General features: G+C 62.0%; 7 protein-coding genes and 1 tRNA gene. 4 read left to right on the top strand and 4 right to left on the bottom strand.

Going from position 1 to position 12,584, the window contains the following annotated elements:
* Positions 1 to 52 precede the first annotated feature (52 nt).
* A complete protein-coding gene (locus DyAD56_RS05225; protein WP_102301685.1) occupies positions 53 to 955 on the bottom strand; it encodes a LysR family transcriptional regulator in 903 nt (300 codons plus the stop codon).
* Between the two features lie 321 nt (positions 956 to 1,276).
* Here DyAD56_RS05225 and dgcN point away from each other — a divergent pair, with 321 nt between their 5' ends.
* The 3 genes from dgcN to bhcC all read left to right on the top strand — a co-directional run bounded on the left by dgcN (position 1,277) and on the right by bhcC (position 5,148).
* Positions 1,277 to 2,320 (top strand): N-acetyltransferase DgcN, encoded by a 1,044-nt coding sequence (gene dgcN, locus DyAD56_RS05220; RefSeq protein WP_102301684.1) that lies wholly within the window; start codon positions 1,277 to 1,279, stop codon positions 2,318 to 2,320.
* A gap of 69 nt (positions 2,321 to 2,389) precedes the next feature.
* A complete protein-coding gene (locus DyAD56_RS05215) occupies positions 2,390 to 3,943 on the top strand; it encodes a serine hydrolase domain-containing protein (protein ID WP_233202292.1) in 1,554 nt (517 codons plus the stop codon).
* Between the two features lie 47 nt (positions 3,944 to 3,990).
* A complete protein-coding gene (bhcC, locus tag DyAD56_RS05210; RefSeq protein WP_102301683.1) occupies positions 3,991 to 5,148 on the top strand; it encodes a 3-hydroxy-D-aspartate aldolase BhcC in 1,158 nt (385 codons plus the stop codon).
* Between the two features lie 52 nt (positions 5,149 to 5,200).
* On the opposite strand, the gene DyAD56_RS05205 is transcribed toward bhcC, so the two are convergent.
* Together DyAD56_RS05205 and DyAD56_RS05200 are read right to left on the bottom strand one after the other, a co-directional pair.
* Positions 5,201 to 6,787 carry a sulfotransferase family protein gene (locus DyAD56_RS05205; protein ID WP_102301682.1) on the bottom strand — a complete coding sequence of 529 codons (1,587 nt, stop codon included), beginning with the start codon at positions 6,785 to 6,787 and terminating at the stop codon, positions 5,201 to 5,203.
* 103 nt (positions 6,788 to 6,890) lie between these two features.
* The gene (locus DyAD56_RS05200; protein ID WP_102301681.1) at positions 6,891 to 10,022 is read right to left on the bottom strand and encodes a TonB-dependent receptor; all 3,132 of its coding nucleotides are present in this window, start codon (positions 10,020 to 10,022) and stop codon (positions 6,891 to 6,893) included.
* A 435-nt stretch (positions 10,023 to 10,457) separates the two neighbouring features.
* On the opposite strand from DyAD56_RS05200, the gene DyAD56_RS05195 reads away from it, so the two are divergent.
* Positions 10,458 to 12,356, top strand: a complete 1,899-nt coding sequence (locus tag DyAD56_RS05195) for a M61 family metallopeptidase (protein ID WP_102301680.1) — start codon at positions 10,458 to 10,460, stop codon at positions 12,354 to 12,356.
* 134 nt (positions 12,357 to 12,490) lie between these two features.
* Here the strand turns inward: DyAD56_RS05195 and DyAD56_RS05190 are convergent.
* Positions 12,491 to 12,567, bottom strand: a tRNA-Met gene (locus tag DyAD56_RS05190).
* Positions 12,568 to 12,584 lie beyond the last annotated feature (17 nt).

Here is a 12,584-nt window from a genome sequence, read left to right as displayed (position 1 = left end):
GCGCGAACGTTATTTGGTGAGGTTACCGGTTACCGCACGCTCCGTGCCTTCTTCAACTTTGCGCGAGCATGAGCTGGGCGAGTTGCCGCACGATATCAAGGAACCGCTTCTGCACCTGATTCAATGGGCTGTCGGGCCGATGCATGGCGTACAGCACGACTTCCAGATGTGGCTTCAGCGGACGCATCTGCACGCTCTTGGGGCCGCCGCAGCGCGCGGTGAAGGGATCGACCAGCGCCAGGCCTTCGCCCTTGGCGACGAGGGAATGCGCCAATTGGTAGGTCTGCACCGCGACGTTGATCTTCGGCTCCGGCTCGATCTTGGAGAGATGGCTTTGCAGCATGCTGCCCAGAGCATCGCGCACATTGATGCCGATCATCGGTTGGTTGGCCAGCGCGCCAATCGGCAACGGTTGTCCCAGTTCCTCTTCGGGCCACCAGCCGGGCGGGGCGATCACCATCACCTGACCGCGGCACAGCACCCGTTGGCGAAGATTGTGGTGCCCCGTGTCCTGCAGCGTGAGGCCGATGTCGGTTTCGAGCAGCGTCAGCGACTCGCACATCGCCGCCGAATGTTGCGTGGACAATTCAGCCACCACATCGGGAAACGCCTCGCGCAGCAGCATCACCGCCGAAGCCAGTAGCGTCAGCGCCAGCGTCGGCGTGCAGGTGACCCGCAACGGGCAGTTGCCCGGTTGACTCATGTTCTTGGTCAGGTGTTCCAGGTCGTGCACGTCCTGCACGATCTTCTCGATCCTGTCGCGCAGCAGCAGCGCCTGTTGCGTTGGCAACAGGCGTCCCCGCACGCGACTGAACAAGGCAAAGCCGAGCCGGTCTTCGGCGTTCTGCAGCGCCTTGCTGGCCGCAGGCTGCGAGATATCCAACAGCTTGGCCGCACCGGTGATGCTGCCGGTGGTCAACACGGCATGAAAGAGCTCGATATAGCGCAAACGCATGTAGCTTCCGCACCTCTCTCTGTGTCCCGCGATGTCGCCGACCGAATGGCCAACGGCGCGATGGCGTTTCCGCATCATCCGCGTTGCGCATTCACTTTGCAGAATCTTTCGACGTTCCCCTGTCCCCATCCTCTCAAGCTTGCGGGTCTTCGCAAAGGTGCCATTTCTCACAGACGTGCAGCGATGCGTGCGTGGTGTGGTGCCGACTACAACCCTGAGTTATGCCATGTGCGTGTTTTTTCATTGGTGAGCCGCAGGGGCGCGTGGTTATGCTGCCCAAACTGTCTGACGCCGATCAGAAAAGGTGGGAGTCCGGAACGCATGTCTGACCGCAATGAAGCGACCGGCATCCTCCGTTGGGGGCCGCCGTATCTGCTGTATATGGGTGGCGAGGCCGATGACCTGGCCATCAAGACAGCCAGGGGACTGGCCTACTGGCGACCGGAGTGGTGCATCGGACAGTTTCGGCGCAGCAACTGCCCACTGACCCTGGGACTGCCCGACATGAATCCGGTTCAGGCCAAGGCTGCCGGCGCAGACACCATGGTGATCGGCATTGCCAACGTCGGCGGCATGATGGCGCCCGAGGCGGTCGGCGACATCATCGCCGCGCTGGATGCCGGCCTCAATGTGATTGCCGGCCTCCACCAGAAGCTGCGCGACAACAAGGACATTGTCGCGGCAGCCCGCGCCAACGGCAGGGCCTTGTTCGATGCGCGCGACGCCAACCGTGCCATTCCCATCGGCAACGGTCGGCGACGAGCCGGCCGGCGACTGCTGACCGTGGGCACCGATTGCTCCATCGGCAAGATGTACACCACGCTGTCGATCGAACGCAGCATGCGGCGGCGCGGCCTCAGTGCGGACTTTCGCGCCACGGGCCAGACGGGGATGTTCGTCGCCGGCGATGGCATCGCCGTCGATGCCGTCATTGCCGATTTCATCTCAGGCGCCGCCGAAATGCTCTCGCCCGCACGCAACGACGGCGGATGGGATCTCATCGAGGGTCAGGGGTCGCTGTTCCATCCGTTGTACGCCGGCGTATCGCTGGGCCTGCTACACGGCTCCCAACCCGATGCACTGGTGCTGTGCCACGAGCCAACGCGGAAGCACATGCGTGGACTCCCGGATTGCCCGCTCCCGGATCTCAAGCACTGCCTGGAGGCGAATATCACGGCCGCTCGCCTGACCAACCCGGCGGTCAAGGCGGTGGGGGTCGCGCTCAACACGTCAGGCATTGCCGAACACGAAGCGCTCGCCGCATGCAGGGAGATTGAAGACCGACTCGGACTGCCGTGCCAGGATCCGGTCACCATGGGCGTCGAGGCTATCGTGGATCATTTGCTGGCGAGCTGCGTGGACTGAGTGCCACGGGGAAGTTCAGACCGGCATCATCCATGCCGCTGGCACGACGGCACCGATAGGGGAGAACGCATGCGCCGTTTCATCCGATCCACCTTCTGCGCGTCCGCGTTGATGCTGCTCGGGAGCATGGCGCATGCATCTGCGCCTGACACATCCTCTCCAGCGGAGTACGACCGGCTGGTCGACGCCGTGGTGGCCCGCTATCACCTGCCGGGCATCGCGGTCGGGGTTATCGACGATGGCAAAGTGGTTTACACGCGCGCCGAAGGCAAACTTGCGTCCGGCAAGCCCATGGATGCGGACACGCTGTTCGGCATCGCCTCCAACAGCAAGGCCATGACCTCCACCGTGCTCGCGCGACTGGTGGAGAACGGTAAGTTGCGCTGGGACGATCCGGTCACGAAGTACCTGCCGTCGTTTCGCATGTACGACCCGTGGGTCACCGCCAACATGCAGGTAGGCGATCTGCTGGTGCATCACAGCGGCCTGCCTGAAGGTGCCGGTGATCTGATGCTGTGGCCCACGCCCAACCAGTTCACGCCCGACGACGTCGTGGCCGGCCTGCGCTATCTCAAACCTGCCTACAGCTTCCGGGCGGGCTACGCCTACGACAACACTTTGTACATCGTTGCCGGCCAGGTCGCCGCTGCCGCTGGCGGTGCGCCGTATCCCACGCTGCTGCGCCGAGAGGTGTTTCAACCGCTGGGCATGAACCGCTGCCAGATCGGCACATGGAACCGCGATGAGGTGGGCAATGTGGCCGATCCGTACGTTCTGCACGACGGCCACTTCGTTCCGGTACGCGCCGACGGCCCCATCGTGCATCCCGCGACCATGGACGCTGCCGGCGGCGTGCGCTGCAGCCTGAACGATATGCTGACCTGGGCCAGCAACTGGCTGATACCGACCCAGAAGCAACTGGCATGGCTGTCGCCGGAACAGCGCCGCAAGGAATGGACTGCCTATACGCCCATGCCGATCTCGGCACGACGCCACGCCTGGGATGGCACGCTTTTCTTAGGCTATGGCTATGGCTGGCGCATCGCCGATGTCGATGGGCAGATGACCGTGTCGCACACCGGCACGCTGTCGGGCATGTATTCCGCGATGACGCTACTGCCGTTCCGCCGGAGCGGCTTCGTCGTGCTGATCAACGCCGACGCCGAAGACGCACGCAGCGTGTTAATTGAAGTGCTTACCAAGCAGCTCACGGCGCCCGGCAAGGCGCGCAGCGCGGCCAGTTATGCCGAGGAGCTGGAACACGACGCTCAGCAGCAGCGCACGTCCCACGTTCCCGACACCTCGTCCCGGAAGAAGGCGACGCCCACCGAACTCGCCGGCCAACTTGGCGTGTGGCGCGACCCGTGGTTCGGCGAAGTGCAGCTTTGCGCACAAGGCGATACCGTGCGCTTTGCGTCACTGAAGTCGCCATTGCTGACGGGACAGGTCATGCGCGTCGGCGATCACTACCTGGTGCACTGGGATCGCGACGAGATCGAAGCCTGGCTGCGCTTTCCAGAACGCGCTGGCGGTACGCTGCGCATGGCCAAGGTCGATCCCGACGCTGACTTCAGCTCCGACTATGAAGATCTCGCCTTTACCCGCGAACATGCGTGCAAATAAGCAAGTAGCATCCGTAGTGCGAACGAAACGGAACGCCGGAGATACGCATGAATGCGCCGTTTGACGGCCTTGAGCTGGGCTATGACGTACCCGCGTTGCCGGGCATGGATGAGGCGGATATCCAGACGCCCTGCCTGATCCTCGATCTTGATGCGCTAGAGCGAAACATCCGCAAAATGGGCGATTACGCCCGCACGCACGGCATGCGCCACCGCAGCCATGGCAAGATGCACAAGTCGGTGGATGTGCAGAAGCTGCAGGAGCACCTGGGTGGCGCGGTTGGCGTGTGCTGCCAGAAGGTATCCGAAGCGGAAGTGTTCGCGCGTGGCGGTATCCGGGACATCCTGGTTTCCAACGAGGTGCGTGATCCCGCCAAGATCGACCGACTCGCCCGCCTGCCGTCCTGGGGCGCGCGGATCATCGTGTGCGTCGACGACCTGGCGAACGTCTGCGAGCTGTCCGCCGCTGCACAGAAGCACGGCACCACCTTGGAATGCCTCGTCGAGATCGACTGCGGCCAAGGGCGCTGCGGCGTCGACACCCCCGGCGCCGCCACAGCGATCGCACAGGCCATCGCTGCCGCACCGGCCCTGATATTTACGGGCATCCAGGCCTACCAGGGCGGCATGCAGCATCTGGAAAACTATGTGGACCGCAAAGCGAAGCTCGACGAGGCCGTCGTCCGGGTCAAGGCGGTGGTCGAAGATCTGCGCGCCGCCGGGCTCAAGCCTGAGCTCATCTCAGGTGGCGGCACGGGCTCGTACTACTTCGAATCCGGTTCCGGGGTTTACAACGAGCTGCAATGCGGCAGCTATGCCTTTATGGATGCAGATTACGGACGCATCCTCGACAGGCACGGACATCGCATCGACCAGGGCGAATGGGAGAATGCACTTTTCATTCTGACGTCGGTGATGAGCCGTGCGAAGCCCGGTCAGGCTGTCTGCGATGCGGGGCTCAAAGTGCAGTCGGTCGATAGTGGCCTGCCCGTGATTCATGGCCGCGACGATGTGAAGTACGTCAGCGCATCCGACGAGCACGGCGTTATTGAAGATATGCACGATGTCCTGCGCATCAATGAAAAGCTGAAGCTGATCCCCGGGCACTGCGACCCAACCTGCAACCTGCACGACTGGTATGTCGGCGTGCGCAACGGCAGGGTGGAGGTGGTGTGGCCTGTCTCTGCGCGCGGGAAAGCCTATTGACGCGCGCGGCATCCAAGCCGATACGCATTGCCGCGCGATAACGCTGCCTTCTTCAATCCACCAGGACGCCAGCATCACGCAGGCGCTGGCGCAGGGGATCGAGCCGATCACCATATCGCGCACTGCGCGCGGTGTTGCGTAGCAGAGGTTGGCGCACCTGGGCGGCACTCGGCGCGCTACGCACCGCGCGCTGCGTCTTGTGAAAATCGAGGCAGGCGGGGTCGAATGGCAGGCTGCAGAATTCCAGCAAGCGACGGATCACCGTCTCCGGCTCGGCCTGCAAAGCCTCGTATTCAAGATCGAACACTTGTGTGGGATATCGGTCGAGCCACAACCGCGTCAGGCGCAGGAAGTCGATGCAGTAGTCGGCCATTTCATCGAGGTCGCTGCCGAAGCCATTCTTCTCACTGAAGAGTTGGCGGTAGCAGGCCAGACAGGTTTCCACCGGATCGCGCCGAACGATGACCACGCGCGCGGCGGGTAACATGGCCAGCGTGGAGCCGACGAGATACCAGTTGAGTAGATTTTTGTCGGTGAACCGTGGCCTCGCTTCGCGCCAGCGCGCGGTCCGCGCGAGATACTCCTGACCCAGGCGATGCCAATCCTGCGCGGTGGCGTCGGCCGTCCACAAAGGGAACGCAGAGCCACGTCGCTTGGTTTCCGCGTCGATCACCTGGGAAAGATCGCTGATCTCGTTCGCGCCTGTCACCTCCGGATGCGAGGCAAGAATCTGCTCGACCAGGCTTGAACCGGAGCGCGGAATGCTGGTGATCAGAATGACTTCGTGGCCCAGCTTCTCATCCAACGGTGGCGGCATTTCTTTTATGGAGGCCGCGGCGATGGCCTCCACGCGTCTGCGCTCGCCCGCGGCATCCCACGGCGTCCGTTGACGCCTCGAGGTGTTGGCGAGCCGGAAGGCATCAAACGCCCGCGCATAGTCGCCCTGATCTTCCAGCGCCTTGGCGAGGGCAAAACCCAGCAGCTCGCGATGACGCGCTGGCAAGTCACCGCGTACCAGGGCACGCTCAAGGCAGGCTACGTCCAATGCATCGAAGCGCACGGTATTGAGATTCGACAAGCCGAACCATGCTTCGGCGTTGGCGGGCTCGCGTTGCACCACGTCTCTGAAGCCCATGATCGCGGCATCGATGTCACCAAGGCTCGCTTGCGCCTTGGACAGAGACAGTCGCGCGGACACATGTGCCGGATCTATCTCTAGCGCGCGGTGCAAGGCGGCGACCGCTTCCTCGGTGTGCGCCTCCCTCACCAAGGCCTCGCCGAGATTGAACCAAGCCGGCGCCGAGCGAGGCTGCAGTTCACAGGCATGCCGCAGATGCATCAAGGCCTTGCCGATATCGCCACGCTCAAACAGCGCGATACCGAGGCAAACGTGCAGATCGGAGTCGTCAGGCCATACCGCCAGCACGCGCCGAAAGCAGTCGATAGCCCGCACGGCATCACCGCGACGCTGCGCCACCATGCCCAGCATCCGCATTGCTGTCGGCTCATCAGGCGCCAGAGCCAACACGTTGAGTAATGACCGCTCCGCGGCATCGAAGGCACGGTGAGCCCATTCCTCGCGTGCCCTTGCCAACATCCGCTCGGCCATCGGTGGAAGCGTCGGTCGAGGTTCGCTCATGTCGTCACCGGAAGCGGTCGGATCAGCTGACTATACACAAGGCACAAGGGCGAAAAAAAAGCGCCGAGCGAGGCCCGGCGCATGGGGAAATGACGGTGCATCATCAGAAGTCGTAGGCGACGGAGAACCTCACATAGCGGGGCGCCACGGTGTCCTGTACACGTCCGTAGTCTGGATTCGGGCTGGATGTCGTGCCGTAGAAGTCGTTGTAGAACACCGGCGTCTGCTGGTTGAACAGGTTGATGACTGCCAGATTGAAGTCGAGCTTGTGATCTGACCAACCTGGCTTGTAGTCCACGTTGAGGTTGACCTGATGGGTCCATGGCAGACGCCCGAGCGAGCCCGGCGGAACGGGTACGCCACCACACCAGTAATAGGTGTGTGAGCCATGCAGGGCGAGCTGATCCGGGCCGTAGCCACCACGGCAAAGGCGCGGTGTGCCGGATGCCATGTAGATGTTGGCGCCCACCGCCCAGTCTTTGGCGATCTGGTACGCGCCGTAGAACTTGATCTGATGCTTGCGATCGTTGGGCAGGACGCCGGAGGAATACTCCATGCGCTCCGGGAAATCCCACGCGGTGGTGAGTGATTCGTAGGAACCACCCTGCTGCGAATAGGTGCTTACCGGGCCCTCGTCGTTGCCCCAGGTACGGGAGAACATGTAGTCGAACTTGGCAAACCACTTGCCGTCCCACGCGTGTTCCAATGACAGGTCCAGCGAGTAGTAACGGCGTGTCGCTGCCTTCGGAAACCCCTGATCCTTGGCAGTCACCGTCACTGGCACGAGAGCACCACTGGGCGACTGCATCAGTAGCTTGGCGGTCTCCCCCGGATTGACCAGCACCAAACTCTGCGCCCACTGACTGCAGGTATCTGCGGTCATATAGGCATAGCCCTGCGCGCGTCCGGCCGCGCACTCGATCTGGATGTCATCGAAGTCGTCGATGATGCGATCCATGCGCTGATACGTACCAGTGGCACCGAACACCCAGCTCGTTCCCAGCATCTCGAACTGTTGCTGCATGCCCAGCACGTAGTTGTCCGAGAACTCGGCCTTGATGTTTTGCGCGGTGGAAACCCGTGGATCCTTCGCCTGGCCGTACTCGCTATCGATCGATACGCCCGTCGACGGGTTCTGCGGTAGCGGCGTGAAACCGGTCGGCGCGCCCGTGTTCGGATCGATCCCGGTGTAGGTGCCGTACACGCCGGCATTCGTGACCGGAGCGGCGATGGACAGCGCCACCTGTTCCGGCAGCGCGAGGTAATAACGGCCGGCGTTGCCGAACACTTTCAGCGAGGAATCGCCATGCACGTCCCAGCTGAAGCCCAAGCGTGGCGCCCATTGCGGTTTGGTCAACCGGATATAGGGCACGCCGGAAGCGTCGTAGTTGGTGAACTGGTCGTTGCGCACACCCAGGTTCAACAGCAGGTTGGGTGTGACCTGCCAGTTATCCAGCACGTACTGGGCGCGTTGCGCGACACGAACGGAAGCCACACTGATGTCGGTGTGTTGTTGCACGAAATAGCAACGCACTACGCCGGTGGAATCAGGGTGGCACTGCGTCGATGGCGCGACGTAGGGCGGCACATTGGGGCTCACGCCAAAGACGGGCGAGCCTGGGTCGCTCTCCCCATAGATCCATTGATAGCCCGGGCCGGGATCCACGGAACCGTCACTGATGTCGCGAGAGTTGATGTTGTCGATGCCAACCTGAAAATCGTGATCGCCTAGCTTGTAGTCCAGGTTCAGGCGGTAGTTGGTCACCGATTCCTTGTGGTCGGGATCGGCAATCGAGGAGTTGACCTGCGAGTTCGAAATGCCGCCGGGCGGCGAGAATGCCGGATCCTGCTGTGAGTTACTGGCGATGTGCGGCAGCATCGGGTCGTAACCGGGATACCCGGGCTGCCCGGTGTAGTACGTGCCATGCATTTTGCCGACCGTGGCATTCAGGGTCAGGTCGTCGGTGATGTACGAGGTGTAGTTGGCCACCCACACCTTAAAGGTGGTCCGGTTGATCTGGTCAAGGCTGTTGAAGTCACCCTGCTTCAGGGTGTTGTAGTCGAAGTTGTAGATTGTCCCATCAGTCTTGTGGGCGTTCTGCAGGTAGGTCGCGCTCAGGACGTTGCTGTCGTTGATGTTCCAGTTCAGCTTGGTATAGAACTTCGGGTCCTGCACTTTCCACGTTTCAGTGGTGGCGGTGCTGCTGAACTCCGACGTCGTCCGGTAGTTGGTGTTGTCCTGCTCGGCACCCACGAAGAAGAACAGCTTGTCCTTGATCAGCGGACCGCTGATGTAGGCATCGTAGATGTTCTCGCTGCTGCTGTTGTTGTTACGGAAGATGGCCAGATCGCCGGGCTTGTTGCCCGCATTCGTCACCAGCGGATTGGCGTAGTAGAAGTTGTCGGGGTCGGCGCGCATGCTGCCCGGCTGCCACAGGGCACGCACGCCGAAATGCCAGTCGTTATCGCCGCTCTTGCCGATCTGGTTGATCACGCCGCCGATGGAGCGGCCGTATCTGGCGTCATAGCCGCTGGTGAAGGTCTGCTGCTGCTCGATGGCGCCATACGGCAAGGAAATGCCGCCCTGGTTGTTGAGCAACTCAGTGGTGTTCATGCCATCGAGGTAGTAAGCGTTCTCCGCCGTCGACGCACCACCGAACACTAGGTTCGGCGTGCCCAGCGGGCCGCCACCTACCTCAGGCGAGCCCAGGTTGACGCCCGGTGCCAGCAGGGCGATGTTCTCGGCGGTGCGCTGCAGAGGCAGTTGCTGCAACTGCTTGGCGGTGATCGTCGTCACCTGATTGGTGGTGCTCACGTCGATAGGCGGCAAGCTGGTGCCAGTGACGCTGACCGTGCCGAGCGTCTTGGCTCCAGCCGCGGCGGACGATACGGCGAAATCCACCACCACCGAACCCGCCGCCACCGGACTCACGCCGCTGCGTGAGTCCACGACCTTGCCGTCCTGCAGGAGCGACACGGTATAGGTGCCAACCGGAAGGGTGACCGAGTACTTGCCGGATACCCCCACGTCGATGCTGCGATTGAAACCCGAGCCACCGGTGATCTGGATGGTTTCACCCGCAACGGCTGGAACGGTTCCGTAGATGGTGCCGTTCGTCGCCTGTGCCCACGCGGTGCCCGTGATGCCCAGCGTGGCCGAACTGACGGCCAATGCCAGCGCCTTGCGCCGGAGGCCATTCTTTCCATGCAACGAACGCAAGGACGTTACCTTCATGATCTGCTCTCCCCAGACAATGAAACTCAAGTAGCGCTGCCTCGATGAAGTCCTGGCGTGTTGCTTCACGTATCGGCAGACACCCAACGCTTACGGCCATAGCCGCCGCGGCTCCCCAGCCACGGAACGGTATGTCTCCCGAGCATACTCATCGCCCTGAGGAAACCACCAATGAAAAGACCTGCATCCGGCATAGCCTGGAGTTATGGTTATCGTCGTCACGGCGATTCGGAAATAGCCGTCCGTAGTGGTGCCTGGAAAAGGCTATGCGTGCGTCCGTGATGCGCGATGGGTCGGAGACTTGGTGTGCTCTACATGGTGTCAAACGCCATGTACGATGCATGCTCATCGCCAACCGGCGTGCGCCCGTGATCGCACATAGAGCGATGCAGGCATGGAACCCGAGCAGTCCCGTCACGCTGTGCAGAGGGAAGCATGAAACGACTGACACGATGGCTTGGCGTTGTGTTCCTGGCGATATCCGCTCCTTGCATCGCCAAAGCGGGCGACGACGTTCCACCCGGCACCATCGCGTTGACGGTGCGCTTGCCCGATCCCGGCCAGAAACTGCTGTACGTGCACGAGAGCATGCCCGTCAAACCGGGCCCGTTGACGCTCTACTATCCGAAATGGATTCCGGGCGATCACTCGCCTGACGGCCCGATCGAGCAGATCATGGGTCTGGTGTTCACGGCAGGCGGCCAACGCATCGCATGGCAACGCGATGAGCTGGATCGGTTCACCTTCCACCTCACCGTACCGGCTGGCGCGCAGCAGTTGGATATCGACTTCCAATTTCCCGGCACGGAAAGGGTGACGCCAAATCTCATGGGCGTTTCCTGGGATCAGGTGGCGCTGTACCCGGCGGGCCATGCGACCAAGACGCTGATCTATCAACCAACCCTGGTCATTCCTGCCGATTGGCACTACGCCAGTGCGCTGGAAACGGCGACACACGACGATGGGTGGATTGCTTTCAAGCCGGTGCCATTCAACACACTGGTCGATTCGCCAGTGATTGCCGGCAGATACTTTCGGCAAATCGACCTGACGCCGACAGGGTCATCCGTGCACCGCTATCTCGACATGGTGGGCGATAACGCGGCGGCACTCGATCTGTCGGAGCCGCAGATCGCGGGTTTCCGCCAACTGATTGAACAAGCGCAGGCGCTGTTCCATTCCCACCACTACGACAGCTACCACCTATTGCTGACATTGAGCGATTACGTGCCTGTCGGTGGCTTGGAGCATCATCAGTCGAGTGACGATCGTGCACGCAGCGGTTCGAAGATGTTCGCCGATGCCGATCACTTCATGCTCGACGCCTCGTTACTTCCCCACGAATACACCCATTCGTGGAACGGAAAGTTCATGCGCCCAGCGGGGCTGTGGCAGCCTGACTTCGAACAGCCCGAGCGTCCTGGCATGTTGTGGGTCTACGAAGGGCTCACGGTCTACCTGGGCGACGTACTGACCGCGCGCAGCGGTTTGTGGTCGGCCGATACATGGCGCCAGGTACTGGCTTATCGGGCCAGTGACATGGCGTATCGCCCCGGACGCGCGTGGCGGCCTTTGCTGGATACCAGCGTCGCCGTGGATTATTCCGCGCCCACCGCGTGGGGCAACTGGCGACGCGAGAATGACTTCTACCGCGAGGGCGAGCTTCTGTGGCTTGCCGTCGATATGAGGATTCGCGAACTCAGCCACGGCCAGCGTTCCGTCGACGATTTCGCGCAGCTGTTCTTCGACGTCGACGACGGCAGTTTCGTCACCCACACGTACACCTTCGATGACGTCGTCGCCACGCTCAACAAGGTGCAACCATCCGACTGGGCTAGTTTTCTCCACAATTGGACCGAGGGCGTAGGCGAGCAGGTGCCGCTGCTCTCCGGTATCGACGCCAGCGGTTGGCGACTGGCCTATACCGACCAGCCGTCCGCGTACCAGCATGCGATCGAAAACGTCGGGCAGGGCGAACTGGAGATCAAAGGCATCAACGCCATGGCGTCGATCGGCCTGTTCCTCAAAGACGATGGCGACGTCATCGACGTGCTGTGGGATGGACCGGCCTTCAAGGGCGGCCTTGCGCCCGGCATGAAGCTGGTTTCCATCAACGACCGTCACTTCAGCGCATCCGTATTGCACGAAGAACTCGCACGGGCACAGCAGAGCAAGAAGCCGCTGCAACTGCGCATGCAGAACGACGGTGAGAGCGAACTTCACGTAATCCATTACGACGGCGGGCCCAAATATCCCAACCTTGTTCGCACACCTAACAAGGCCGATGTCCTGCAGCAGATCCTCGCGCCAAGGCCGCCCAGCGGCGGTTCGTGAGCGAACACCTGTTCATGACCTGGTCCCGGACGGCGGCCCAGCCGACAAATGCGACGCGCACTTAGACCAGCCGATGCCGGCGAGGTTGAAAACTTAAGCGGAGGAAGCGGGTGTCCCAGGGACCTGGAGACACATGGTGGCTATGGGTGGACTCGAACCACCGACCCCAGCATTATGAGTGCTGTGCTCTAACCGGCTGAGCTACATAGCCTTGGGTGCCGCCTGCAA

Origin of the sequence: Dyella sp. AD56 (assembly GCF_002878475.1) — a bacterium.
GTDB lineage: Bacteria > Pseudomonadota > Gammaproteobacteria > Xanthomonadales > Rhodanobacteraceae > Dyella.
Note: the sequence above shows the minus strand (reverse complement) of the source record. Positions and strands in the feature narration are given on the sequence as shown.

Bases quoted from the DNA above. Each gene is read 5' to 3' on its own strand.
- DyAD56_RS05225 (WP_102301685.1), bottom strand. From the start codon at position 955: ATGCGTTTGCGCTATATCGAGCTCTTTCATGCCGTGTTGACCACCGGC.
- dgcN (WP_102301684.1), top strand. From the start codon at position 1,277: ATGTCTGACCGCAATGAAGCGACCGGCATCCTCCGTTGGGGGCCGCCG.
- DyAD56_RS05215 (WP_233202292.1), top strand. From the start codon at position 2,390: ATGCGCCGTTTCATCCGATCCACCTTCTGCGCGTCCGCGTTGATGCTG.
- bhcC (WP_102301683.1), top strand. From the start codon at position 3,991: ATGAATGCGCCGTTTGACGGCCTTGAGCTGGGCTATGACGTACCCGCG.
- DyAD56_RS05205 (WP_102301682.1), bottom strand. From the start codon at position 6,787: ATGAGCGAACCTCGACCGACGCTTCCACCGATGGCCGAGCGGATGTTG.
- DyAD56_RS05200 (WP_102301681.1), bottom strand. From the start codon at position 10,022: ATGAAGGTAACGTCCTTGCGTTCGTTGCATGGAAAGAATGGCCTCCGG.
- DyAD56_RS05195 (WP_102301680.1), top strand. From the start codon at position 10,458: ATGAAACGACTGACACGATGGCTTGGCGTTGTGTTCCTGGCGATATCC.